Source organism: Rhizorhabdus phycosphaerae (assembly GCF_011044255.1).
Lineage (GTDB): Bacteria > Pseudomonadota > Alphaproteobacteria > Sphingomonadales > Sphingomonadaceae > Rhizorhabdus > Rhizorhabdus phycosphaerae.
In genome coordinates, this window is the sequence record NZ_CP049107.1 from 4,005,402 (window position 1) to 4,030,893 (window position 25,492).

Sequence of the window (25,492 nt, forward strand, 5' to 3'; positions counted from 1 at the left end):
ATGGCTACCGATGTGGTTGTTCCGACGCTCGGTGAATCGATCACCGAGGCGACGCTGGGCCAGTGGCTCAAGAAGCCGGGCGAGGCGGTGAAGGCCGACGAACCGATTGCAAGCCTCGAGACCGACAAGGTCGCGGTCGAGGTCCCTTCGCCGGTTGCCGGCGTGATGGGCGAGCTGGTCGTCGCCGAGGGTGATACGGTCAATGTGGGTGCGGTCATCGCGCGGATCGAGGAAGGCGCCAGTGCCGCGACCGCCGCGACCCCGGCGGTCGAGGATCAAACGGCGGTCGGCAAGGCCGAAGCTGCTGCCCCGGCCGAGCCTGCGGCTGCCCCCGCCGATGAGGAATCGGGCGATCCGGTGACGCTGTCGCCATCCGTCCGCCGCGCCGTGCTCGAATATGGCGTCGACCCGACCAAGATCAAAGGCACCGGTAAGGACGGTCGCCTGACCAAGGACGACGTCGTCGCCGCCGCGAAGACCCAGCCCAAGCCGGCGCCTGTCGCTCCGGCAACCGCACCCGTCGCGGCTGTTCCGGCCGCTTCGGGCGGTGGCCGCAAGGAAGAACGCGTCCGCATGACGCGCCTCCGCCAGACGGTCGCGAGCCGCTTGAAGGAAGCGCAGAACACCGCGGCGATGCTGACCACCTTCAACGACGTCGACATGACGGCGGTGATCGAGGCGCGCGCCAAGTATAAGGATCTGTTCGAGAAGAAGCATGGCGTCCGCCTGGGCTTCATGGGCTTTTTCGTGAAGGCCGCCTGTATGGCGCTGCGCGACGTTCCCGCGGTCAACGCTTCGATCGAGGGCGACGAAATCGTCTATCGCGACTATGTCGACGTCTCGGTCGCCGTGTCGGCGCCGAACGGCCTGGTCGTTCCGGTGATCCGCGACGCACAGACCCTGTCGGTGGCCGAGATCGAAAAGACGATCGGCGACTTCGGCACCCGCGCCAAGGCTGGCACGCTGAAGCTCGAGGAAATGAAGGGTGGTACCTTCACCATCTCGAACGGTGGTGTCTTCGGTTCGCTGATGTCGACCCCGATCATCAACCCGCCGCAGTCGGGCGTGCTCGGCCTGCACCGGATCGAGGATCGCCCGGTCGTCCGCGACGGCCAGATCGTCGCGCGCCCGATGATGTATCTCGCGCTCAGCTATGACCATCGCCTGATCGACGGTCGCGAAGCGGTCACCTTCCTCGTTGCGCTCAAGAACGCGATCGAGGATCCGACTCGTCTGCTGATCGACCTCTAAGCGTCATCGTCGCCCCGGCCGAAAGGCCGGGGCCTCGTTCTGTCCGGTGGGCGGGAGCGGGGCGTGCGCGACGGAGAAGGAAGATACCATGTCCGATTATGATTTCGACGTGATCGTCATTGGCGCCGGCCCCGGCGGCTATGTGGCGGCGATCCGTGCGGCCCAGCTCGGCCTCAAGACGGCCTGCGCGGAAAGCCGCGAGACGCTCGGCGGCACCTGCCTCAACGTCGGGTGCATCCCGTCGAAGGCGATGCTGCACGCCTCCGAGCTGTATGAGGAAGCGGCGAGCGGCAAGCTGGCCAAGCTCGGCATCAAGACCCAAGTCGAACTCGATCTCGACACGATGCACGCCCAGCGCCGCGATGCCGTGAAGAGCCTTACCGGCGGCATCGAATATCTGTTCAAGAAGAACAAGGTCGAATGGCTGAAGGGCCGGGCGTCCTTTGCGAGCAAGGACAGCGTCGAGATCGCCGGCAAGACCTATCGTGCAAAGAATATCGTGATCGCGACCGGCTCCAGCGTCACGCCGCTGCCGGGCGTGGAGATCGACGAGAAGATCGTGGTGTCCTCCACCGGCGCACTCGAGCTGTCCAAGGTTCCCGACCATATGGTCGTGATCGGCGGCGGCGTGATCGGGCTCGAACTCGGGTCGGTCTGGAAGCGCTTGGGCGCGAAGGTCACCGTGGTCGAATATCTCGATCAGCTGCTGCCCGGCATGGACGGCGATATCCGCAAGGAAGCCGCGAAGATCTTCAAGAAGCAGGGCATGGAGTTCAAGCTTTCCACCAAGGTGACCGGCGTTGCCGTGAGCGGCGACAAGGCGACCGTGACGGTCGAGCCGGCAGCCGGCGGGGCAGCCGAGACGCTCGAGGCCGATGTCGTGCTGGTGTCGATCGGGCGGCGTCCGAACACCGAAGGCCTTGCGCTGGAGCGTGTCGGCCTGACCACCAACAAGCGCGGGCAGATCGAGATCGACCATGAGTTCGGGACCGGCGTGCCCGGCATCTGGGCGATCGGCGACGTCGTTCCTGGCCCGATGCTCGCCCACAAGGCCGAGGACGAGGGTATCGCCGTGGCCGAGAACATCGCCGGTCTGACCGGTATCGTGAATCACGACGTCATCCCGGGCGTGGTCTACACGATGCCCGAATTTGCCGGCGTCGGCCTGACCGAGGAAGAGGCGAAGGCGCGGGGCGAGATCAAGGTCGGCAAATTCCCGATGCTCGCCAATTCGCGCGCCAAGACCAATCATGAGCCGGACGGCTTCGTGAAGGTGATCGCAGATGCCAAGACCGACAAGGTGCTGGGCGTCCACATCATCGCTTCGGTCGGCGGCACGATGATCGCGCAGGCCGCGCAGGCGATGGAGTTCGGCGCCACGAGCGAGGACATCGCCTATACCTGCCACGCGCATCCGACCCATTCGGAAGCGTTGAAGGAAGCCGCGATGGCGGTGACGGGCAAGCCGATCCACATCTGATCGATCCCATCCTTGCGACAGGAAAAAGGCCATCCCGCGAACGGTGCGGGGTGGCCTTTTTCATTTGCTCGCGAGCGTCCTGCCGGTCGTCAGAACCAGGCCCTGACCCCCAGGACTGCCCGCGTCTCGCGGCGGGAATCGCCCATGGCGACCGCGAGCCGCCCGGTCTCGCCGAAGCGCCGCTCGTGGACGATGCCGACATAGGGGGCGAAACGCCGGCTGAACTCGTAGCGCAACCGAAGCCCGGCTTCGGTCGTCCCGAGCCCGCTGCCCACCCCGATGCGCTGGTCGGCGGTGAAGGCATATTCGATCTCGATGCGCGGCTGCAGGATCAGCCGCTGGGTCAGCCGCTGGTCGTAATAGGCCTCGATCCGCGCGGACAGGTCGCCCTTGTTCGACAGGAAGAGATTGGCGTCGACTTCGAACCAATAGGGCGCGAGCCCTTCGAAGCCGACAACGGCATAGCTGCGCCCCGGGCGCGGGCGGATGTCCTGCCGGACGCCCAGCTGCAGGTTCCAATAGGCATCGAGCGCGTGGCTCCACAGCGCCTGAACCTCCGCCTGGCCGAGCCGTTCGCTGCCTTCGCCCTCGCTCTTGATCGCCAGTCGATCGATGTCGCCGCCGATCCAGGCTTCGCCGTTCCAGGCATAGCTATCGGCACCCTTGCCGGGACGGGCTTCGGCGATATCGATCATCAACTGGCTGACGGTCATGCCGCCATGTTCGCGGACGAGTGCCTCGCGCGCGGCGGCCATCGTCGCGGGCGGGAAGAAACGGTCCGCCGCGCGGTCGGTAGGCGGTGGCGGCGCTGGAGCGTTGCCGACCTCGACCGTGCCGGGCCGAGTGCCGTGGTCCGCATGGAGATCGGATGCCGGCATGCTGTGTGCGGCATGGGGGTCAGCAGGCATCTGATGCCCGGCGTGCGGATCGGCCGCAGGCATTTCGTGCCCCGCATGCGGATTGGCCATTGCCGCGCCGTGCCCGGCGTGGGGGTCGTCCATGGGCATGCCATGCCCTGAATGGGGATCGGCCGCTGGCATCGAATGGCCGGCATGAGGGTCGGCCGCCGGCATGCTGTGGCCCGCATGCGGATCGGTCGGGGCCGTGTTCTGCGCCTGGGCGGAGCCGGCGAGAAGCAGGCCGGCGAGGATCAAGCGCTTCATGCCGGTCGCACCGTGACGATCTCGAACATGCCCGCATGCATGTGATAGAGCATGTGGCAGTGAAAGGCCCAGTCGCCTTCGGCATCGGCAGTGAGGTCGAAGGTCACCTTGCCTCCCGGCGCGACGTTGACCGTATGCTTGCGCGGCGCGTGGTCGCCATGACCCGTCACCAGCTCGAAGTAATGGCCGTGCAGGTGGATCGGGTGGTTCATCATCGTGTCGTTGACGAGCGTGACGCGCACGCGCTCGCCCTTGGTGAAGGGGATCGGCGCCTTGACGTCGCTCATCTTCACCCCGTCGAACGACCACATATAGCGTTCCATATTGCCGGTCAGGTGGAGTTCCAGGCTGCGTGACGGCGCGCGCGTGTCAGGGTTGCGCTCGGCGGCGACGAGGTCGCGGTAGACGAGAACGCGATGCCCGACATCGTCCAGCCCCTGGGGCGGTTCGGCGGTCCGGTCGACCGGCATGGGAGAGATGGTCTGCACGCCCGGCCCCAGCCTGACCTGCGGGGCATTGGCGCCGTTGCGCATGCTCATGTCCATGTCATGCGCGCCATGGTCCATGCCGCCCATGTCCATGCCCATATCGCGCATGGTGACGATCGGACGGCGACGCAGGGGAGGGACGGGGGCGGTCATGCCCATGCGCGGGGCCAGCGTCGCCCGGGCCATGCCCGACCGGTCGATCGCTTCGCCGACGAGAGAATAGGCACCATCGCCGGGGCGGACGATGACGTCGTAGGTCTCTGCGACAGCGATCTGGAACTCGTCGACCGTCACCGGACGCACGGGCAGCCCGTCCGCCGCGACGATCTCCAGCGACAGGCCGGGAATGCGGACGTTGAAATTGGTCATCGCCGAGGCGTTGATGACGCGGAGCCGCACCCGTTCGCCAGGCTGGAACAGGGCGGTCCAATTGTCCGCTGGCCCATGGCCGTTGACCAGATAGGTGTAGATATTGCCGGTAGCGTCCGAGACGTCGGTCGGATCCATCCGCATCGCCGCCCATTCGAGACGGTCCTTCTGCGGCTGGTCCCTGCCCGACAGCAGCCCGGCAAGTGTCTGGCGCTGCCGGTTGAACCCGCCGGGATCGACCTTCAGGCGGCGGAATATCTCGTGGGGGTGCAGTCGGGCGTGGTCGGACAGCAGGATCACATGGTCGCGGTCATGGCTGGGCGCCGCTCCATCGGCAGGGTCGACGACCAGCGGACCATAATGGCCCATCTGCTCCTGCAGGTTGCTGTGGCTGTGATACCAGTAAGTACCGTTCTGCAGCACCGGGAATTCGTAGACGAAGGTTTCGCCGGGCCGGATGCCTGGAAAGCTGATCCCCGGAACGCCGTCCATCTGGAAGGGCAGGAGGATGCCGTGCCAGTGGATCGAGCTATCCTCGTGCAACCTGTTCGTAACCGAGATGCGTGCGGTCTCTCCTTCGCGAAGACGGATCAAAGGGCCGGGGGCGGTGCCGTTGACGCCGACCGCGTGGGTGGTCCGGCCATCGACCGTCATCGTCAGGTGATCGATGGTCAGCGCGATATCAGGCCCGTGCAGAACGGCCTGTCCCTGCGGGGACGGCGCTGCAGCCCAGGCCGGGAACCATTGCGCGAACGCAGCGGCCGATCCGGTGAGGGCAGCATCCCGCAAGAAACGGCGGCGGTTTTTCTCGGTCATGTCGACCATTTAGCGACGATCGCCGAAAGACCAACCCCGCCATCGGGGAAGTGGGAGCCCCAGCCCCCGGCACCCCGGCTTTTACTGGACGACTAGGCTGGTGAAGTAGACGTTGTCGATGCCGCCGAAGCCAGTCCGCTGCTTGAGGACGGTGTTGACCGCGTCTTTCAGTTCCTTCTGCAGCTTCAGCTTGCCGTCCGGGGTGGCGATCGAGAAGCTGTCCTGCTGCGACAGCACCATCAGGATTGCCGACCGGATCGGCATGTCATTGTCCTTCAGGTTGTCGAGGACCTTCTGGTCGTAGAAGGTGGATACGCCCAGACCGATCTGGGCAAAGCCGTCGGAATCGCGCAGATTGGCGGTGAACGGCTGTTCGAACGCGTAATAGGATGCCTTGTACTTGGTCGGATCGGGAGACTTGTCGGTCTCCAGGCCGACCGGAAGCGTCTGCTTCTCGGCCCCATGGCCGTCTTCCGCGCCTTCCTTCTTGACGAGCTTGGGCGCGTTCGGATCCTCCGGCACCTCCTCTTCCTTGTGCTTTCCGCCGACCAAGCCGGAGCCGGCAGCGTAGAGCCCCGCGCCGACGCCGATGCCGGCGAACAGCAGGGCGACGACGAGCATCACGAGGATGCCCTTCATCTTCCCCTTCTTCTTGGGGGCGGGGGCGTCAGGCGCAGGAGCGGCGGCGGCACTGCTCATCGGTCAAATCCCATCGATCATGCGTACAGGTCGCGGTCGTCACGGTCCGCCGAATCGGCGGCATCGTCGCGAACGGCAGACTGATTAGGTGAAAAAGGTTTATTATCTTCTGACGGCTGCCGGGATTGCCCCTGCTGGCCTTGCTGTGCCTGGGCACCGGTCGATCCCGTCCCGCTGCTGCCGCCCTGCTGGTTGTTCAGGTCGACATGCGATTCCGCGACGCGCAGGCCCTGGGCGCGCACCTCCGCGATCAGTCGAGGCTGCGCGTCGGCGATGATCTGGCGCGCCTGGTCCGTGTCGGCGCTCATGCGAATGGCGGTGCCGGCCGCGCTGTTGACGATCTCGACGGTAAGGGCCCCCAGATGCTCGGGGTTCAGCTGGAATTTGAGATGGCCCTGATGGTCGGCGGCGCGGCTGATGTCACGGGCGAGGCGATCGAGCCACTGGGTATCGCGGGCAAGGTCGAGATGGCGGTCGATGGTCTGCTGCTGCGATGCGTTGGCGTCGGCAACGGCCGCGTCGGCCTGAACCGCGCCGGAATCTGTGGCCGTGCTGCTCGTCGGTGCGGCGGGCGTGGGCACCGGCACAGAAACCGTCGACGCACCGCTGGTGTCGGCGGCCGTCGGCTCGATCAACTGCGCGGTCGTATCTGTCGTGGCAGACGCCGGAGCATCGTCGACGAGGACGGGGGCGCCATCATCGGTCGACAGGCCTGACGTCGGTTCGTCGCCCGCGACCTGCGGGGCAAGCCGCGTGGGCAGGACGGCCTCTGCCACCTCCTTCTTCGCCGCGCTGGTGGTGGGAACGACCGGGGCGTCGACGAGCTCGCTGCTGCCGGTAATGGTCGGGTCGATGCTCTTGCCGTCTTCGCCCTCGGCTTCGGTGGCGACGGGCGAGGGGGCGGTGACAAGCGGCGCCACGGTTGCGGCGGCGGCCTCGACGACCGTCGTCGGCACCGCCTGGGGCATGGAGACGATCGGGGCGGCGCCCGCGTCGCTCTTGAGCGTGCTGCCCGCCGGGGTCTGGGTAGCCGGGGCGAAGGCCTGGCGCAGCGATGCGATCAGGCTGGCGATATGGGTGAGCTCCGGCGTGGCCTGCTGTTGCGCAGCGGAGCTCCCGGTCGGTGCGGTAGCGGGTGCCGCCGGCAGAACGGCGACGGGCTCGGCCGTCTCGACGGTGCTCACTGCCTCAGGCGCGCGCTGGCTGCTGGTCTGGACCGGCCCCGACGGACCGGTCGATGTGGGAAGGATCGCGCCGAAGCCAGGAAGGCCCGTCTGCGTCCTGGTCGTTCCCGGGGTTCCCGTCTCCGTCCCTTGGTTCTCGGTCACGGTGCCGGTCCCGATGATCGCGGCCTGATCGATCACCGCCGAGGTGGCGGTCGCATCGGTCACCGGCGTGGTCGGGACGGGCTGCGCCACGAGGACGGGTATGATCGGCTGGCCGGTGCCCAGTTGCGCGGCTGCGGCAACCATCGCTTCGATATCGGCGAGGAGCGTGTCGGGCTTTTCGCCCGTTTCGCTATCGGCCGACAGGTCGCTATCGGTCGACGCCGTCGGTTCGTCGGTTGACGCGACCGTGGTATCGGCGGGAAGCTTGGTGTCCGGCTGCGCCTGCTCGCCGTCCGAAGCATTTTTCTGTTCGGACTGACGTGACACGAGCTTCGCGAAATTCTGGGCCGATTCCGGAGAAGACCCTGCGGCTGGCGGGGGGCTTGCCGGCTGTGGCGAGACATTTCCCGTCAGGGCAAGCGCTGCATTCGAGAGCGCGGCTACCGCCATGTCAATTATCCTTCTGCTCGGATGATCGGGTAAAACGGGGACGGAAAGACGCCGACAGGCGGGCTTCGGTCCATTCGGCAAGGGCTTGGGCAGCCCGCTGGTCGAGCTTTGCCGCGCTTTCCTGGCGCTGGCGGGCCTCCAGGCGCTCGGCGCCCTTTGCTTCGACCTGCGCCTTTGCGGCTACGATCGCATCGGCGAGGCCGCTGCGCGCGGAATCGAGGCGCTGGGCGAGCTGGCCGCGGTTCTGGAGCACGGCACCGGTCGTCGTTCCCGCCGGAACGGACAGGCTGTCGCGCAGCATGGCGAGCTTCGCCTGGTTGCTCTCGAGCGTGTCGAGCTGCGCCTCCGCCTGCGCGGCGGCCGAGGCCGCCAACAGGTGCTGCACGCTCCTGACCCGCGTGATCCTGGCGCGTTTTGCGACGAGCGACTTCATCCGCCGAACGCCTCAATCAGGGCCTGGGCCGACTGTGCATAGTCCACGCGCTCTTTCTGGCCCTGGCTGATGAAGCCGAGAATGTCGTCATGCCGCGCGATCGCGATGTCGACGATCGGATCGCTGCCCTGGCGATAGGCACCCATCAGGATGAGGTCGCGATTCTCTTCATAGACCGCCCAGAGGCGGCGGAAGATCTGCGAGGCGCGCAGATGTTCGGGCGAGACGATGTCGCTCATGACGCGGCTGAGCGACTTGCCCATGTCGATCGCGGGAAAGACGCCCTGCTCGGCGAGGCTGCGCGAGAGGATGATATGGCCGTCGACGATCGCCCGCGCGGTATCCACGATGGGATCGTCGGTGTCGTCGCCATCCGCCAGCACGGTGTAGAGCGCGGTGATCGAGCCGCCCGAGTGGGCGTCGACGCCCGCGCGTTCGATCAGCCGGGGAATCAGGCCGAGCGCCGACGGGGGATAGCCCTTCATGGTCGGCGGCTCGCCGAGCGAAAGGCCGATCTCGCGCTGCGCATGGGCGACGCGGGTCAGGCTGTCGATCAGCAGCAGGACGCGCTTGCCCTGCGCACGGAAATATTCGGCGATCGCGGTCGCCCGCATCGCGGCGCGCAGCCGCAGGACGGGCGGGTGATCGGCTGGGACGGCGACGACGACGCTCTTCTGGCGCACCGCGCCAGACAGCTTCGTGGCGAGGAAGTCGGAGACTTCGCGGCTCCGCTCTCCCACCAGCCCGACGACGATCACGTCGGCATCGGCGCCCGCGATCATCTGGCCCATCAGCACCGACTTGCCCACGCCCGAGCCTGCCGCGATCGCGATGCGCTGGCCGACGCCTGCGGTCAGCATCGCGTTGATCGCGCGGACGCCCATGTCGAAGGGTTCGGTGACGCGGGCCCGGTCGAGCGGATTGCCGCGGCGGCCGGCGAGGGGCCAGCGTTCGGCGGTGGCGATCGGGCCGAGCCCATCGATCGGATTGCCCAGCGCGTCCATCACGCGGCCGAGCAGCGTTTCGCCGACGTCGACAGATCCGCCGCGGCGGTCGGGCTCGACCCGGGCACCGGCGCTGTGCGGCGCATCGGCATCGAGCGCCATCAGCAGCGTGCGGTTGCCGCGAAAGCCGACCACTTCGGCCAGCGCGGCATGGCCGTCCGCATCGATGACGCGGGCGTTGGAGCCGACCGGCATAGGGAAGCCGGTCGCTTCGAGCATCAGCCCGTCATAGGAGGCGAGCCGGCCGATGCGGCGCGGGCCGCCATGATCGACTTCGACGCGGTCGAGCATCGTGCCGGCCAGGTTTGCGAGGCTCATCGCGGCATCCCCATGGAGTCGAGTTGCGCCCGGAGGCGGGCAAGGCGGACCTGAGGGCCGTCCTCGATCCAGCCTTCGCCCGTCTCCAGGACGATCGTGCCGGAGGCCAGGTGGTGGTCGGGCGCGAGCGGAAGGGCGAAGTCGACGCCTTCGAGCATGGCGATGTCGTCGGGATGCATGCGCAGGCGCGCCGGGCCGCATTCGGCGGTGACGAGTTCGGCGATGGCGGTAGCGCGTTCCTCGAGCAGGGCCGGGTCGATCCGCACTTCGCCGACGATCTGCCGGACCATGCGCGTGACCGCTTCGGCGAGCACCGCCGCCAGCGGCCCATGCGGCTCGGGCTGAAGGGCGCCGGCGGAGGCGATGAGGCGCGCCAGTGCCTCGCGCTCGCGGGCGAATTCTAGGATCGCGCTCTGGCGGCCCTGCTCGAACCCGGCCGCGAAGGCCTCGTTCCGGATCGCCTCGGCGTCGAGCTGCGCGGCTTCTGCCGTCTGCTGCGGCTGAGTCTGCTGGCGCGGGGCGAAGTCGCTAGCCCGCCGGCGCGGCTGGCCATCTCCCCAGGGCGTGAATTGCGGGCTGGAGGCCGGACGCGCCCAGGCATCGACACGGGTCGCGGTTCCGCCGATCTCGCTGGTCCAGAGCTCAGACAAAGTCGTCGCCCTTTCCGCCGAGGCTGATCGTGCCTTCCGCAGCCAGCTTGCGTGCGATCGCCAGCATCGCCTTCTGCGCTTCCTGCACGTCGGCGAGGCGCATCGGGCCGCGATCTGCGATTTCGTCCTGCACCGACTGCGCGGCGCGGCTCGACATGCAACCGAAGATCTTGCCGCGGAGCTTCTCGTCCGCGCCCTTGAGCGAGACCACGAGGATGTCGTTGTCGACCGCGCGCAACAGGGTGCCGAGGTCCTTTTCGGACAGCGCCATGAGATTGTCGAAGATGAACATCTCTTCCTCGACGTTGCGGGCGACCGATTTGTCGAGCTTCTGCAGCGCCTTGATGATGCGCTGTTCGGCGGCTTTGCGCGAGGAGTTGACGATCTTGGCGGCTTCGCCGGCTCCGCCGCGGCGCGTGATCGCTCCGTTGCTGCGCCCGGCAACCGGCCGGTTCAGGAGATCGTCCAGCTCGACGAGTGCAGCCTCCGTCACCGGACCGAGGGTAGCGACGCGATAGACGAGGTCGGCCTGCATCTCTTCCGGCAGCAGCGCGAGGACGTCCGCGGCGCGCTGTGCCTCGAGAAAGGCGAGGACGATCGCTGCGATCTGCGGATGTTCGAACTCGATCAGATTGGCGATCTGGCGCGCGTCCATCCACTTAAGATTTTCGAGCGCGGTGGTGTGCTGAACCGGCGTGATGCGCTGCAGGACCTGGTCGGCCTTTTCCTGGCCCAGCGCCTTGTGCATGATCCCCTTGATCTGGCGCTCGACGCCGAAGCCCAGAGTGGTGCGGGCCTTGGCGCGGTCGACGAACACGTCGAAGACCCCATCGATCTCCTTTTCGGAGATGTTGGCGACGTTGAACATCGCGCCGCCAAGCTGCTGGACCTCCTCCGGATCGAGGCGGCTGAGCACGGTCGCCGCCTCTTCCTCGCCGAGCAGCATCATCAGGATGGCCGCTGCCTGGCTTCCATCCGGAAGCGGGTTGGCGTCGTCGGTGTCGATAGGGGTCTCGTCAGCCATCGATCATTCGCCCTTCGGCATGTCGGCGCGGAGGAGATCGCGGACCACCAGGGCGGCGCGGTCCGGGTCCTGCCGCACGAAGTTGCGGATCAGTTCCGCCCGGTTCGCATAGCCGGGGGTGGCCTCGATCATGTCCAGGGTCACGGGTTTGCTCGGGTCCTGAAGGGCTTGCTGGGCGAGCGCGGTTGCGATCTCCGAGCGGATCGCCGGGTTGGTGCCGTCGGGCAGGCGGGCGGCGGGATCGGCCATCGCCATCGACACGGCCTGCTTCTCTTCGGCCAGCGTCGCGCGCCGCTTCAGCAGCGGCTTGGCGACGCCGAAGACCAGAAGCGCGACCACAAGCAGGGCCGAGACGTTGCGGGCGAGGGTGGAAACCCAGGCGGCCTCCCACCAGTTCGGCTTTACCTCGGCCTCTTCGGCCACGGCGAAGCTGCGGGCGGAGAGGGCGACCACGTCGCCGCGATTGGCATCGGCCCCGACGGCTCCGCGGATCAGGGTCTCGATCGAGGCCAGTTCGGCGCGGCTGAACTTGCGGGCCCCTTCGCGCAGCGCCACCGCCACGGAGAGGCGCTTCACGGTGCCGATCGGAGCGCGGGTGACCGAAACTTCGCGGCCCAGCTCATAGGTGCGGTTGTAATTCTCCGAGGTCTTGCCGGCATTGGCGGCGGCGGTCGTACCGGCCGCGGGCGGAACGGGCAGTGTCTGGTTCGGTGCAGCGGCGACCTGGCTGGCCGCAGGCGGCTGGTTCGACAGTGCGCCGGGGATGCCGCCGGCCTCGCCGGGCTTGTCGCCGGTCCAGCTGCCCTGCTCCTGGCGAACGACGGCAGTATCCTTGGGATAGCTTTCGCGCGTCGCCTGGGTCTCGGTGAAATCGACGTCGGCATGGACTTCGGCCGTGAAATTGCCGGCGCCCACGATCGGCGTCAGGATCTTGGTCAACGCCTCGAGATAGCGCTGTTCCATCTTGGTCTGGATGTCGACCTGGCGCGTCGAGGCCTGGCTGAGCGGGTCGCTGCCCGAGCTCGACAGCAGCCGGCCCGCCTGATCGACCACCGAGACGCCGTCGGGAGACAGGTCGGGCACCGACGAGGCGACGAGATGGACGATCGCCTGAACCTGCGAGTCCGACAGGGTCCGGCCGGCGCGCAGGCGCAGCATGACCGACGCCTGCGGCTTGCTCTCGTCACGGAGGAATACGCTCGGCTGGCCGACAGCGATGTGGACCTTGGCGGTGTCGACCGCGTCGATCGCCTCGATCGTGCGGGCGAGGTCCATCTCGCGGGCCGAGCGGAGCTTCTCGCCTTCGACCGCGCGGCTCGCGCCGAGCGGCAGCGACGAGATCATCGCGTCGCCGTCTGGCGCGGCCTTGGGCAGGCCTTGCTGGGCAAGCAGCATCTTCGCTTGGTAGAAGGCGGTCTCCGGAACCGTGATGGCGCCGGTGTCGCGGCTGATCTCGTAGGGAATGTTGGCGGCCTTGAGCGCGTCGGCCACGGCGGCCTTGTCGCCATCGCTCATGCCGGCGAACAGGTCGCGCTGCGGCGCGCCGGACATGGTCGCCCACAGCAGCGCGGCTGCGCCGAGCAGGCCGATCAGGCCCATCATCGGCAGGCTGCGCTGGATGGCGGGCTGGCTCGCGAAATCGCGTATGCGCTCGAGCACCGCCGACGTGCCGACCGATGCCGACGAGGTGGTGGCCAGGGCCGAAGCGGCCGGCGCGGTGGAGGGGACGATGTCAGCCATGGATTATACCGGCATGCTCATGATGTCCTTGTAGGCGGACAGGAGTTTGTTGCGGACCTGCAAGGTGGCCTGAAAGCCGACGCTGGCTTGCTCGCGCTGAAGCATCACGGCTGCGATGTCGGTGGTTTCGCCGCGCTCGTAGCTCTCGGTCGCGGCGCTCGCCTTGGCCTGAAGGCCGTTGACCTCGGTCAGCGCTCCGCGCAGCGTCGAGGCGAAGCTGCCTTCCGGCGCGCTGGTCGCATTGCCGACCTGCTGAACGCCCGCGAGCGGGTTCTGCGCCGGGGTGGCCGCAGCCTTCTGCAAAGCGCTGTTCTGCTGCAGGATCGCCTGCCGCATCGCGAGGATGTTGCTGGTGTTGATCGTGGTCATTCAACCCTCCTCAGGCCGCTGCCCGCATATCGGCGAGCCGATAGCGAAGCGTGCGTTCGGAGATGCCCAGCCTCTGGGCGGCGCGAAGACGATGGCCGCCGGTCGCGGCAAGCGCTTCCTCGATCGCGCGGGCCTGGCTCAGGCGCTTGGCTTCGGCCAGGCTGAGCGCAGCGTCGTCCTGCGGCGCGGCGACAGTCCGTTCCGCAACCGGCAGCCCAGGCGCGCGATCGATGATGAGGTCGCCCGTGTCGATCCGGCTGCCCTCGCGCATCAGCATTGCGCGCTGGAGGACGTTCTCGAGCTCGCGCACATTGCCGGGCCAGTCATGTGCCATCAGGCGATCAAGCGCGGCTGCGGTCGGCCAGGGAAGGTCGTCGTTCAGGCCGGCGTGCCGCAGCAGCAGGGCGGCGGAGATCGCGCGGATATCCTGGCGCCGCTCGGCGAGCGGCTTCAGTGCGAGCGGCATGACGTTGAGGCGCCAGTAAAGGTCGGCACGGAAGCGGCCGGCCTCGACTTCGGCGGCGAGGTCGCGATTGCCGGCGGCGAGGATGCGAACGTCGACCGGAACCGGCGTGGTCGCGCCGACCGGGAGCACTTCGCGCTCCTGAAGGGCGCGGAGCAGCTTCGGCTGAAGCGAGAGCGGCAGTTCCGCCACTTCGTCGAGCAGAAGCGTGCCGCCGTCGGCAGCGCGGAACAGGCCTTCGCTCGACATGTTGGCGCCGGTGAAAGCGCCCTTCTGGTGGCCGAACAGCATCGCCTCGAGCATCGTCTCCGGCAGCGCGGCGCAGTTGACGGCGACGAAGGGCCGTTCGGCGCGGCTCGATGCGGCATGGATGAAGCGGGCAACGCCCTCCTTGCCGGTGCCGGTTTGGCCGAGCAGCAAGACGCTGGCCTCGCTGCGTGCGATGCGGGCGGCCAGCTGGAGGAATTTGGCGCTGTCGGGTTCGCCGCAGGCCGGCATCACCGCAGGGCGGATCAGTTCCGCGATCAGCGCGTGACCGAAGGCCATGTCCTCGAAACCGAAGACCAGCGTAGTCGGGCGGCCGATCTTGGCGCGGCGGAGGACCGGCGGTCCGTCCGCAAAGTCGATGAGAATGTCGTGCTGGCGGGCGAGACCGATCTCGGTCACGTGCAGAATGCGCTGCGTCTGGCGGATCGTCGCGTCGGCCGGGTCGATCAGCATGCTGTCGATGCCCGCGCCGGCAAGCCACGCCGTCAGCGTCGGATGAGAGCCCTGGGCCTTGTCGGAGATGCCGATGTTCATCGTCGCCGTCCTTCGTCGGATCTAGCGTGCCAGCCACACCAGTTCCTTGAGGACGATGATTACCGCTGAATTAACTACGAAAGTCTTAATAGACTGCGCGCACCCGCGTACGGGCCGGCGCGCGGTTGCCCGCACCCGCAAGCGCACATGCGTAGGGAGCTTCTCAAGCGACTGAAAAAATTAAAGAAAAACTGGAGCCCGGGGCGGCATAAGCCTTTGGTCTAGTGCGGCAGAAAATTGCCGCCCCGCTGCCGCCCGGTTTACCCTGCGCCGGCGGCTCTCCGCCGCGTGCAACCGCAGCTGACGACGGATTTATCCAGAAATGATGAAAAATATATCGTTAAAAATCAACGGGATATGTTAAAATTCCTGCAAAAACGGAGTGTGGTGAACTTTCCTGGTTAAAGTGGGGGTAAGCACGGCCGTTAATGGGATCGAGGCGAGAACGGCCAGCACCGGATCATCGCCCCTTTGACCAGGATAAGGACTGATCCAATGACCGTCATCAACACCAACATCTCTTCGCTTCGTGCTCAGAACGCCGGCCGTATGGCCGCTCAGATGCAGGCTACCGCGATGGAGCGGCTGTCGAGCGGCAAGCGCATCAACTCGGCCAAGGACGACGCAGCCGGTCTCGCCATTGCTTCCTCGATGACCTCCTCGATCCGCGGCATGAGCGTCGCCATCCGCAACGCCAACGATGGCATCTCTCTGGCGCAGACCGCCGAAGGTGCGCTCGGCGAGGTCAACAACATGCTGCAGCGTATCCGCGAACTGGCGGTGCAGGCCGCGAACGGCACCTACCAGTCGGGCGACCGCGACAACATCCAGACCGAGGTCTCCGCACTGCAGTCGCAGATCACCGACGTCGTCACCAAGACCAAGTTCAACGGCAACACGCTGTTCTCGGCGACGTCGACGGCAACCAGCTTCGCGATCCAGACCGGTGTGAACTCGGGCGACACCACGTCGATCTCGGTCGGCGGCCTCGACAAGGTGGCTGCTGCCTATGTCAGCACGGTCAAGGTCGATACTGCGGCGAATGCCGGTACGACGATCACGAAGGCCGATGATGCGCTGGCGCAGATCAACACGGTCCGGGCAAGCCTGGGTGCGAGCCAGAACCGACTGGAGGCGAGCGTCAACGTGCTGACTGCGAACGTGAACAACCTGTCGGAAGCCCGCTCGCGGATCGAGGATACGGACTTCTCGGTGGAATCCGCGGCCCTTGCGAAGTCGCAGATCCTCTCGCAGGCTTCGACGGCAATGCTTGCCCAGGCCAATCAGAGCCAGCAGAACGTCCTCAGCTTGCTCAAGTAACAGCTTCATATCAGTTGCTGGCCGAGGTGCCCCCCGTTGCGAAAGCAGCGGGGGGCGCTTTGGCATTCAGGTGATCGAAATGCTTTGCGGCTCGTCCAATCGACCTCGAGCTGGGTAGTCCGCGTCAGCCCGCAGCTGGATCACGCGTCTGCTTCCCCGCGATACGCGATAGGAAGGGCGGTTGTTTCAAATCTGCGCCGTGAGCCGATCCAGGTCCAGCTAGCCCAAGACGGTTATCCGGATCAGCAGCTCGATAGAAAGCGGGGCCTCAATCACTAACGATTGCTGCATGATGCGGCCGATCGACCGAGCGATCCCGATATTCTGTACCAGCTTGGTAGTGACGCCGAGAGCGTGGCGATACGATGCACGCCTGCGACGGATATTGAGAGGCGCTGCATCTCACGCCCTCTAGGGCTATATGGCGCCATGAACTGATGTTGCAGGCCATCACCCTTCTTTCAAAGGCCAAGTGTCTGGACCAGGCGCTTGCTCTCGCAAGGCGGAAATCGATGCCTGACCGGACCCTCCGGACTTCTTCGTGCTGGATTATATGCTCCTGGATCGGGCTCTCGCAGACCCTGTGCACGCGGCCGACCATTGGCTCCAGCTGGCTAGCGGTGCATGGGAGCAATGCCTGACTATCGGGGAATGCCCTGAACTCCAAGGTAGCGCCGCCGGCCGGGGTAGCTATCTTACCCAGCACAATCTGATCTGATGCGGCCGCAACTGTCTCTTCCCGCGCCGCCTTCGCCTCGTCGTACAGCGCTCGGACAAGCTATTCACTGCTGCTGTTCGCGCGCCCGCTATCTGTCGCGCATCTCGGCTAATCCCGGCTTAATTATCCTGTTCCGTGGCGGATCTCGGTATTGAAGATGTAGAAAATTAGGTACGATTTCGAAGTTTTATCCTATCTATCGAATATAGAGATCTCGGCAGGTCTGAATAACTGCAGCTTAATCAGAAAAATTAGGGTTAATGTGCCTTAACCATCTTTGTTCCTTAAGCATGGTTTCGGTGGGTCGTTACTCCGGTCGTGGCGAGGACGGTGAAGTAAACCGGCACGCCGAGTAGTAGCGGAAGGATTAACTCAATGGCTGTCATCAACACCAACTCTTCGTCTCTGCGGGCGCAGAACGCCGGGCGCCTTGCGCAGCAGCAGCAGGCTACCGCCATGGATCGCCTGTCGAGCGGCAAGCGCATCAACACCGCCCGGGACGATGCTGCCGGCATGGCAATCGCTTCGTCGATGACCTCGACGATCCGCGGCATGTCCGTCGCGATCCGCAACGCCAATGACGGCATCTCGCTGGCGCAGACTGCGGAAGGCGCTCTCGGCGAAGTCAGCAACATGCTGCAGCGCGTCCGCGAACTGTCTGTCCAGGCGTCGAACGGCACCTACCAGTCGAGCGACCGCGACAATCTGCAGACCGAAGTCGCCGCACTCCAGTCGCAGATCACCGATGTCGTCACCAAGACCAAGTTCAACGGCAACACGCTGTTCTCGGCCACTTCCACGGCGTCCAGCTTCTCGATCCAGACCGGCGTGAACTCGGGCGACACCACGTCGATCTCGATCGGCGGTCTCGACAAGGTGGCTGCTGCCTATGTCAGCACGGTCAAGGTCGACACTGCGACGAATGCGTCGGCGGCGATCACGAAGGCCGACGATGCGCTGACCCAGGTCAACACGGTCCGTGCCGGCATCGGTGCGATCCAGAGCCGTCTCGACGCTGCAGTCAATGTGCTGACCGCGAACGTCAACAACATGTCCGAAGCCCGTTCGCGGATCGAGGACACCGACTTCTCGACGGAATCGGCAGCACTCGCCAAGTCGCAGATCCTGCAGCAGGCATCGACCGCGATGCTCGCCCAGGCGAACCAGAGCGGCCAGAGCGTTCTGAGCCTCCTGCGCTAAGTTCGGGACGGCCTAAACACCTCTGGCCGTCTCAGCGGGCCCCCGGCGCATATTTCCCCGCGCCGGGGGCCTTCTTCTTTCCTTGTCCCGACCCGCAGTTCCGACAGGATATCGAACGATGGATGCGACTTCCTCTCCCGGCGACAACGGCTTCGACGCTGCGCTCAAGGCGCTCGAGGATCTCGAAACCAGCATCAGCCAGAACCAGGAGGATGGCGGCGCCGTGGCGGCGCCTGCGGATATCGGCGGAATCGATCTCGATCAGCTGGTCGCGGAGAGCATGGCCTCTGCGGCGGCGGCTGCAGAGCCGACCCCGCCGCGTCCGGCGCCGGTCGCGGCACCCGCTCCTGAAGCTGAGCCGCTCCCTAGCTTCGTCACGCCCGCGCTGGTCGTGTCCGCCATTTCCGAAGAGGAAGACAGGGCGCCCGCAATGGCGGTCGATGCTCTGCCGGACATCGATGCGCTGGTCACGCAGCTTCCGCCGATCCCCGATCCGACGCCGCCGGCCGTCACAGCATCCGCAGAGGCGGAGCCAGCGCGGCCCGCCACGTCGGGCGCGCGGGCGGGGCTCTGGACCAAGGTCGCGATCGGACTCGGGCTCCTCTCGAGCGTCGTGTCGGCCGCCGGCCTCATCATCGCCGAGCGCGTGGTGGTGTCCGCGCAGCTGGTCGTGGCGGACGCCCGCGAACGGCAGCAACAACTGGAGAAGGCGAACAAGCTGATTGCCGACCTTCAGCTTGTCCGCGACAAGCAGATCGAGCTGTTGAAGGCGCAGCAGGCCCAACTTGCCAGTGCCCCCGTCACCAGCGACGAACTGCAGCACCGTATCGAGGCGCTGCAGGCCGGGCTGATCCAGCGCGATCCGGTGCGCGACTTCGTCGAAGCGGTGCGCGCCAGCCAGACGGCGACGAACAGCCGCTTCCAGGAAGTGGGCATGAAGCTCGAACGCCTCGAAGCGCTGGTCGGGCGTCGGGAACATTGACCCGCGGCTGGACGCCTATGAAAGGGAGGGCTATCCGGCCCCGGGAATAAACCCTGACGGAGTTGCCTGATGAGCCGGATCCCTCTCGAAAGCGCCAGCCGGATCATTGCGGGCGCGATGGCGAAGGGCAGGGAGCTCGGCCTGAAGCCGCTGAGCATCGCCGTGCTCGATGCCGGCGGTCACCTTATCAGCTTCGCCCGTGCCGATGGCGCCTCGAACATGCGGGCTCAGATCGCGATCGGGAAGGCCGGAGGCGCGCTGGCGCTGGGCGTTTCGTCCCGCGTCGTGGGGACCATGGCGGCCGAACGCCCGACGTTCGTGGCGAGCCTGGCGTCGCTGGCCCCGCAGGGGATCGTTCCTGCAGCCGGGGGCGTGATCGTGGTGGACGAGACTGGGCACCCCATCGGTGCGGTGGGCGTAACCGGCGACAGCTCGGACAATGACGAAATTGCCGCGCTGGCAGGAATCGAGGCAGCCGGGCTCAGCGCGCAGCGTTGACGGTCAGCGCCAGTCCTTCAGCGAGGTTCGCAGCTTGTCGAGCGCGGCCTTCTTGATCTGGCAGACGCGTGCCGCGCCGATGCCGAGCGTCTGGCCGATTTCCTCGAGGTTCATCTCCTCCACGAAATAGAGCTGCAGGACGCGCGCCTCGCGCTCGGGCAGCGAGGCGATGTGCTCCGCCAGGGCGCTCGCCAGTTCTTCCCGCTCGATCGTCTGGTCGACCCGTTCCTCGACGTCGGCGAACCACATCGACTGGTCCGAATAGACCTCGTCGATCGTCTCGTGATAATTCGCTGCGGTTTCGTCGATCAGCGTCCGCAGGGATGCGCCGTCAAGGCCCATGGCTTGCGCCAGTTCGGATTCGCTCGGGCTGCGGCCGTAGGTCTTCTCGAAATCCGACTTGGCCTTCAGCATCTCGCGCCGCTTGACCATCGCCGACCGGCTGATCGCCGCGTGACGACGAAGATGGTCGATCATCGCGCCGCGTACGCGCATCGACGCATAGGTCGAAAAGGCGTGGCCGCGATCCTCATAGCCATTGGCGGCCTCGACCAGGGCGATCATCCCGATCTGGATCAGATCCTCGACGTCGATCGCCGAGGAGACCCGCCCATGGACATGCCAGGCGATCTTGCGAACGAGCTGCATGTGGGACCGGACGAGGTCCTCCTGGCTCGCCTTCTTCGGCGCGCGTCCGTAGACGTGCATCTCGCTGCTGGCAGGTTCAGCCCCCACGAAGAACGGCCTCCATCCCGAAAAAGCTGTCGCCGCCGGCCATGGCAGGAATGTCGAGCGTGTCGATCGTCCGCGACAGGTGACCGATCGCCTGCGACGCGCGGGCGTGTGGATATTGATCCACGACGAGGCGCCGACGTGCGGCGGCCGTCAGCACGCGCTCGTCGGTGGGAATCCCGCCGAGATAGCTGAGCGTGGTGTGCTTGAGGAAGCGGCCCGCGACCTCGCGGAAGCGGCGGAAGAGCTCGCGGCCCATCGCTTCGTCGGCGATGCGGTTGGTGACGATGGCGATGTCGCGCACGTCATGGTCGAGAGCCAGCAGCTTGACTGTGCCATAGGCGTCCATGAACCGGTCGGAGTCCGGCGCGAGGACGACGATCGGCAGGTCGGCCGAGGCGATCATGTCGAGCGTGTCGGGATCGGCGCTTCCGGGCGTGTCGACGATCACGAAGTCGAGCGAGCGGCGGTGCGGGCGGAAGGCGTCGGCGAGCTTCAGGCGCGCCGCGAGGTCGACGCGGCCGGCCTGGTCGGTCGGTCCGGCGGGCACGACGAACAGCGCCTCGGGGCCATCGACGACGATCTCGTCGATCGTCAGCCGGCCGCCGATCACGTCGTTGATCGATTCGCGCGGGTTGAAGCCCATGGTGCGGGTGGCGTCCGTTGGGCCGGGGTCGCAATCGACCAGCATCGCGCGGCGGTGCATCTTGGACAGCGACAACGCGAGGTTGGCGGCGATGGTCGTCTTGCCGACACCGCTGCGACCGCAAGCGATGCTGATCACCCGGGCGCTGCGCGCATGCGCGGCGGAACCGGGAAGGTCCGACACTCGGGGCCAGGTGAAGCTCATTCTGCCGTCTCCATGGGCCGCGCGCTGAGGGCGCCGGCGCTGCTGTTATTGGCGGGTCCGCCGCCGACCACCGCGGCGACTTCCACCGCTTTGCCGTCCGGAATTTCCAGGAAGGACATGACGGGGGTCTCCGGCAGATGGGGTTTCAGAAGCCTCGCCAGCGCGCGCCGCGCGATAGGTGAGGTGACGATGGCGAAGCGGATGGCGCCGTTGACGAGGGGTTGTGCGGCATCCGACACCGCACCGACGATGCGATTGGCGAGCGCCGGTTCGAACGGATGGGTCGCGCCCGGCGAGGTGCGCACCGCTTGGGCGAGGAGCGATTCCAGTCCGGCGTCGAGCGTGATCACCGGCAGCGGCATCTTCACCGGCACGAGCGTCTGGACGATCAGGGCGCCGATCCGCGAGCGGATATTCTCGACAAGCGCGATCCCGTCGTTCGACTGGCCGGCGGCGTCCACCATGGCTTCTGCGATCCGGCGGAAGTCGCGCAGCGGCACGCCCTCCGCCAGCAGCGCGCGGCAGGCCGCAGCGATCTGGGAAAGGGAGAGCGGCTGCGGCGTGAGACCCGCGACCAGCTGCGGCGCCGAATCCTTGAGCGTGTCGAGCAGCTGCTGCGCTTCGTCCATGCCGAAGAGGTCGGCACAGGTCGCCATGATCATCTGATTGAGATGGGTGGCGATGACGGTGGCCGGATCGACGACGGTGTAACCCGCGACGATCGCCTCGCTGCGCTTGTCCGGGGAGATCCAGACCGCTTCGAGACCAAAGCTCGGATCGCGGCATTCGCGGCCATCCACGCGACCGTCGAGGTCGCCGCTGTCGAGCGCGAGCAGCTGGTCCGGATAGCATTCGTCCTCGCCGACGATCACGCCCGCGACGGTGATGCGGTAGGTGTTCGGCGGCAGGTTGAGATTGTCGCGGACGCGGACCAGCGGCACCACGAAGCCGAGTTCACGCGACAGCTGGCGGCGGATGCCGGTGATCCGGCTCATCAGCGGCGCGCCCTTGCGCTCGTCGACCAGGCCGACGAGGCCATAGCCCATTTCGAGACCGAGCGCGGAGCCGTCCGAAATCTCGCTCCAGTCGATGCTGTTGGGCGCAAGCGGGGCGGGGGCCTTCGCCGCTTCCGCAACCGCAGTCTCGCGGGCTTCCTGGACCTTCTTCGCCTTGGACAGCTTCCAGGCGACGAAGCCTGCCAGGCCGGCCGCAGCGAGCAGCATGAAATGCGGCATGCCGGGGACGACACCCAAAATGGTCAGGATCGCCGCGACCGGCGCCCAGGCGCGTGCCGAGCCGAACTGGCTGGTGATCTGGCCCGACAGGTCGAGCGGCGAGGACACGCGCGTCACGATCGCGGCGGCGGCAATCGAGAGCAGCAGCGCCGGGACCTGGGCCACCAGCGCGTCGCCGATCGCCAGGATGATATAGGTCGAAGCAGCGTCCGACAGCGACAGGCCGTGGCTCAGCGTGCCGAGGATCAGGCCGCCGAGGATATTGATGACGAGGATCAGCACGCCGGCGACGGCGTCGCCCTTCACGAACTTCGAGGCACCGTCCATCGAGCCGTAGAAATCGGCCTCGGTGGCGACTTCCTGGCGACGGGCCTTGGCTTCCTCGGGAGTGAGGAGGCCGGCATTGAGATCGGCGTCGATCGCCATCTGCTTGCCGGGCATCGCGTCGAGGGTGAAGCGTGCCGACACTTCGGACACACGCCCGGCGCCCTTGGTGATGACGACCAGGTTGATCACCATCAGGATGCCGAAGACGAACAGGCCGACGGCATAGTCGCCGCCGATCAGGAAATTGCCGAAGCTTTCGATGACATGGCCCGCTGCCGCCGGCCCATTATGCCCGTCGACGAGGACCACGCGGGTGGAGGCCACGTTCAGCGACAGGCGAAACAGGGTGGCGAACAGCAGCACGGTCGGAAAGGCCGAGAAATCGAGGGGCTTCGCCGCGTTCAGCGAGACCATCAGAACCGCGAGCGAGATCATGATGTTGGCGATGAAGCCCACGTCGAGCACGAAAGCGGGAACCGGGATGACCATCAGCCCGACGAGCATGAGCGTCGCCATAGGCAGAATCGCGTTGCGACCCGTGATGGCCCAGAGCTTCCGGGTCATGGGAGTGGCGGCCGCCATGACTCAGCACCCCGCGGCGCAGAAACTGCGCCCGGTGGGGTGATAATCGGCGGAATTCCATCTGTTCGCCATCGGACTCTCATTCGCCTTCGCGTGAATGCAGGGCGATCAGTGCGGCCATTGTGGTTAATTTAGCGTTAGGGACGTTTTCGCCCGGTCGCTTTCCGGTGCAGGCAGGTGTTGTCCGCAAGCGTGAGGGTGCCGAACGGGCGATAGCCGGGCCTTTCAGCCGCCCGTTAACGCAATTACAAAGCTTTAGGCCGATACGGGTCGGGCAAAATCCGAGGACCCGATGTCCGACTCGATCAGACGGAGCGACCTTTCGGTCGTCGCTCTGATACTGCAATGCATGGCGGTCGTGACCGGGGTGGCAGTGCTGGCACTGACGCCCCCGGCGCGTGGCCCGATGCTCGTGGTGCCACTGGGCAGTGCGTCGCCCATGATCTGGTTGGCCCATCGCGACGATATCCGCATTGCCGGCCTTGGCCGGTTCGCGGGATCGATCATGGTCTTGGGGGAACGGGACAGGCTGCTGCCCGTGGCCTTGCGCCACGGCGCGATACTGCTGCCTGCCCTGCCGGATCTTTGCGAGTCACGCAGATAGTCCGGAAAGAAGAGCTCATGTCCACAACCTCGCTCGACCACCTTCGCCTGATAGGAGTGCGGATTTCGGCCATCGGCCTGTCCGTCGCCGCCTGTCTGGTGGTCATCGGCGCAGCGATCTGGTCGCCTGCCGATCTTTGGATCGTGCTCGCTTGCGCCGCCGCTGCGGTTCTGTTTCCGGTCGCAATGGCGCTCCAGGGGCGCAGCGACGCCGTCACCCGGACGAGCTTCGGCGTGGCCATGCCAATCCTGCCGGCGCTGATGCTGTTCGTGATGCGCGGGCAGCCGTGGCAGATGGACATGCACATGCTGTTCTTCGCCGGGCTTGCCGCGCTGATGATGCTCACCGACTGGCGCCCGATTCTCGCCGCTACGCTCGTCACCGCCGCCCATCACCTGATCCTGTCGGTGCTTGTCCCGCATTTCGTCTTCGACCGTTCGAGCGGGTTCGACCGCGTCATCCTGCATGCGGCCATCCTTCTGGTGGAGTCGGGCGTCCTCCTGGTCTTTTCGCTGCGGCTGGCTTCGCTGATCGAGGCGATTGCCGAGCAGACCCGGCAGGTGATCGAAGCGGAAGCCGCGCGACGCGCCGCCGAAGAGGCACGCGCCGCCGAGCAGATGGCGACGATCGAATCGCAGCAGCGCATGGCTGCGCAGCTTCAGCAGGCGCTGGCAGCGATTGCCGAGGGGGACGTTTCGCGCCGCCTTCAGGGGCTGCCGGCCGAATATCGGCGGATCGAGGAGGATTTCAACCGCAGCATGGCCAGCCTTGCCGAGACGCTGGGCTCGGTCGTTGCGATCGCCACCGACGTCGAGACCGAGACCGGATCAATCGCCGAAGCTTCCTCGGAGGTGGCATCGCTCGCCGAGCGGCAGGCGATGTCCGTCGAGCAGGTGACGAACGCGCTGGAAGGACTGGGTGCGGCCGTTCGTGCGATCGTCGATCGCGCGCGCGTGTCCGCCCAGCAGATCGGCGGGATGGAACAGGATGCCGCACGCGGCCGCGACATCGCCGGCTCGATGCGCAGCGCGATGCACGAGGTGGTCGAATCGACCGACGAGATCGCAACGATCGTCGGCGTGATCGAGCAGATCGCCTTCCAGACCAACCTGCTCGCGCTCAACGCGGGTGTGGAAGCCGCGCGCGCGGGCGACGCCGGCCATGGTTTCGCGGTCGTGGCGCACGAGGTTCGCGCCCTGTCGGAACGCACGGCAACGGCCGCGCGCGACGTTCGCGCGTTGACCGAAGCTGCCCGGGGGCGCCTCGCAGTCGGCATGGAGCATGTCGGCGGATCCGCTGCGCTGCTCGATCATCTTGCGGGGGCGACGGCGGGCGTCTCAGCGCTGATGAGCGAGATCGTCGAGGCGACCGACAAACAGTCGAGCGACCTCCGGGCGATGACGGCGTCGGTCGAACAGCTTTCGTCGGGCACCCAGCGCAATGCCGGCATGGCCGAGGAGTGCGACGCTTCGGTTCGGCGGCTTCGCGAATCCACGGCGATACTGGCCGACAATGTGGCGCGCTATCGCGTCGGCGACGCTGCGACCGGTTTCGCAGCTGCTCAGCCTTTTGCGGTGAGGCGGGCGGCCTGATCCCGC

At 66.5% G+C, this 25,492-nt stretch carries 22 protein-coding genes; 8 read left to right on the forward strand and 14 right to left on the reverse strand.

Going from position 1 to position 25,492, the window contains the following annotated elements:
- Together odhB and lpdA are read left to right on the forward strand one after the other, a co-directional pair.
- A complete protein-coding gene (gene odhB / locus G6P88_RS18625) occupies nt 1-1,251 on the forward strand; it encodes a 2-oxoglutarate dehydrogenase complex dihydrolipoyllysine-residue succinyltransferase (protein ID WP_165324526.1) in 1,251 nt (416 codons plus the stop codon).
- An 88-nt stretch (nt 1,252-1,339) separates the two neighbouring features.
- Nucleotides 1,340-2,731, forward strand: a complete 1,392-nt coding sequence (lpdA, locus tag G6P88_RS18630; RefSeq protein ID WP_165324527.1) for a dihydrolipoyl dehydrogenase — start codon at nt 1,340-1,342, stop codon at nt 2,729-2,731.
- A gap of 89 nt (nt 2,732-2,820) precedes the next feature.
- On the opposite strand, the gene G6P88_RS18635 is transcribed toward lpdA, so the two are convergent.
- From G6P88_RS18635 to G6P88_RS18685, 11 genes are all read right to left on the reverse strand, one after another.
- Nucleotides 2,821-3,894 (reverse strand): copper resistance protein B, encoded by a 1,074-nt coding sequence (locus tag G6P88_RS18635; protein ID WP_165324528.1) that lies wholly within the window; start codon nt 3,892-3,894, stop codon nt 2,821-2,823.
- Nucleotides 3,891-5,576 carry a copper resistance system multicopper oxidase gene (locus G6P88_RS18640; RefSeq protein ID WP_425594459.1) on the reverse strand — a complete coding sequence of 562 codons (1,686 nt, stop codon included), beginning with the start codon at nt 5,574-5,576 and terminating at the stop codon, nt 3,891-3,893. The genes G6P88_RS18635 and G6P88_RS18640 overlap by 4 nt, the downstream gene beginning before the upstream one ends.
- Nucleotides 5,577-5,648: 72 nt before the next feature.
- Nucleotides 5,649-6,266 carry a flagellar basal body-associated FliL family protein gene (locus tag G6P88_RS18645; RefSeq protein ID WP_165324530.1) on the reverse strand — a complete coding sequence of 206 codons (618 nt, stop codon included), beginning with the start codon at nt 6,264-6,266 and terminating at the stop codon, nt 5,649-5,651.
- A gap of 17 nt (nt 6,267-6,283) precedes the next feature.
- On the reverse strand, nt 6,284-8,044 hold the full coding sequence (locus G6P88_RS18650; protein ID WP_165324531.1) for a flagellar hook-length control protein FliK: 1,761 nt from the start codon (nt 8,042-8,044) through the stop codon (nt 6,284-6,286).
- 1 nt (nt 8,045) lies between these two features.
- A complete protein-coding gene (locus G6P88_RS18655) occupies nt 8,046-8,477 on the reverse strand; it encodes a hypothetical protein (protein ID WP_165324532.1) in 432 nt (143 codons plus the stop codon).
- Nucleotides 8,474-9,799, reverse strand: a complete 1,326-nt coding sequence (locus tag G6P88_RS18660) for a FliI/YscN family ATPase (RefSeq protein ID WP_165324533.1) — start codon at nt 9,797-9,799, stop codon at nt 8,474-8,476. The genes G6P88_RS18655 and G6P88_RS18660 overlap by 4 nt, the downstream gene beginning before the upstream one ends.
- Nucleotides 9,796-10,449: a FliH/SctL family protein gene (locus G6P88_RS18665; protein ID WP_165324534.1), complete on the reverse strand. Its 654-nt coding sequence runs from the start codon at nt 10,447-10,449 to the stop codon at nt 9,796-9,798. Before G6P88_RS18665 ends, G6P88_RS18660 begins: the two co-directional genes overlap by 4 nt.
- Nucleotides 10,442-11,473, reverse strand: a complete 1,032-nt coding sequence (gene fliG, locus G6P88_RS18670; protein ID WP_165324535.1) for a flagellar motor switch protein FliG — start codon at nt 11,471-11,473, stop codon at nt 10,442-10,444. The genes G6P88_RS18665 and fliG overlap by 8 nt, the downstream gene beginning before the upstream one ends.
- A gap of 3 nt (nt 11,474-11,476) precedes the next feature.
- Entirely contained in the window at nt 11,477-13,213 is a 1,737-nt protein-coding gene (gene fliF / locus G6P88_RS18675) for a flagellar basal-body MS-ring/collar protein FliF (RefSeq protein WP_165324536.1), read from the reverse strand.
- A gap of 3 nt (nt 13,214-13,216) precedes the next feature.
- Nucleotides 13,217-13,582, reverse strand: coding sequence for a flagellar hook-basal body complex protein FliE (gene fliE, locus G6P88_RS18680; RefSeq protein ID WP_165324537.1), 366 nt, complete (start codon nt 13,580-13,582; stop codon nt 13,217-13,219).
- Between the two features lie 10 nt (nt 13,583-13,592).
- Nucleotides 13,593-14,846, reverse strand: coding sequence for a sigma-54 interaction domain-containing protein (locus G6P88_RS18685; protein WP_165324538.1), 1,254 nt, complete (start codon nt 14,844-14,846; stop codon nt 13,593-13,595).
- Nucleotides 14,847-15,341: 495 nt separating this feature from the next.
- Between G6P88_RS18685 and G6P88_RS18690 the strand changes: the two genes are divergently transcribed.
- The 4 genes from G6P88_RS18690 (at nt 15,342) to G6P88_RS18705 (ending at nt 19,564) form a co-directional block, all read left to right on the forward strand.
- A complete protein-coding gene (locus G6P88_RS18690; protein WP_165324539.1) occupies nt 15,342-16,166 on the forward strand; it encodes a flagellin N-terminal helical domain-containing protein in 825 nt (274 codons plus the stop codon).
- A gap of 1,093 nt (nt 16,167-17,259) precedes the next feature.
- Nucleotides 17,260-18,084, forward strand: a complete 825-nt coding sequence (locus tag G6P88_RS18695; RefSeq protein ID WP_165324540.1) for a flagellin N-terminal helical domain-containing protein — start codon at nt 17,260-17,262, stop codon at nt 18,082-18,084.
- 118 nt (nt 18,085-18,202) lie between these two features.
- A complete protein-coding gene (locus G6P88_RS18700; protein ID WP_165324541.1) occupies nt 18,203-19,066 on the forward strand; it encodes a hypothetical protein in 864 nt (287 codons plus the stop codon).
- Between the two features lie 69 nt (nt 19,067-19,135).
- Nucleotides 19,136-19,564, forward strand: coding sequence for a GlcG/HbpS family heme-binding protein (locus G6P88_RS18705; RefSeq protein ID WP_165324542.1), 429 nt, complete (start codon nt 19,136-19,138; stop codon nt 19,562-19,564).
- A 3-nt stretch (nt 19,565-19,567) separates the two neighbouring features.
- Here the strand turns inward: G6P88_RS18705 and G6P88_RS18710 are convergent, their stop codons facing one another.
- The 3 genes from G6P88_RS18710 to flhA are packed head-to-tail and all read right to left on the reverse strand — an operon-like array spanning nt 19,568 to nt 23,290.
- A complete protein-coding gene (locus G6P88_RS18710; RefSeq protein ID WP_165325292.1) occupies nt 19,568-20,272 on the reverse strand; it encodes a sigma-70 family RNA polymerase sigma factor in 705 nt (234 codons plus the stop codon).
- A gap of 16 nt (nt 20,273-20,288) precedes the next feature.
- A complete protein-coding gene (locus tag G6P88_RS18715; RefSeq protein WP_165324543.1) occupies nt 20,289-21,146 on the reverse strand; it encodes a MinD/ParA family ATP-binding protein in 858 nt (285 codons plus the stop codon).
- Complete coding sequence (gene flhA, locus G6P88_RS18720) at nt 21,143-23,290, reverse strand: flagellar biosynthesis protein FlhA (RefSeq protein WP_165324544.1); 2,148 nt, start codon at nt 23,288-23,290, stop codon at nt 21,143-21,145. Before flhA ends, G6P88_RS18715 begins: the two co-directional genes overlap by 4 nt.
- A gap of 292 nt (nt 23,291-23,582) precedes the next feature.
- Here flhA and G6P88_RS18725 point away from each other — a divergent pair, with 292 nt between their 5' ends.
- Both G6P88_RS18725 and G6P88_RS18730 read left to right on the forward strand, forming a co-directional pair.
- A complete protein-coding gene (locus G6P88_RS18725) occupies nt 23,583-23,894 on the forward strand; it encodes a hypothetical protein (protein ID WP_165324545.1) in 312 nt (103 codons plus the stop codon).
- Nucleotides 23,895-23,911: 17 nt separating this feature from the next.
- On the forward strand, nt 23,912-25,486 hold the full coding sequence (locus tag G6P88_RS18730; RefSeq protein WP_165324546.1) for a methyl-accepting chemotaxis protein: 1,575 nt from the start codon (nt 23,912-23,914) through the stop codon (nt 25,484-25,486).
- The last annotated feature ends 6 nt before the right edge of the window (nt 25,487-25,492 follow it).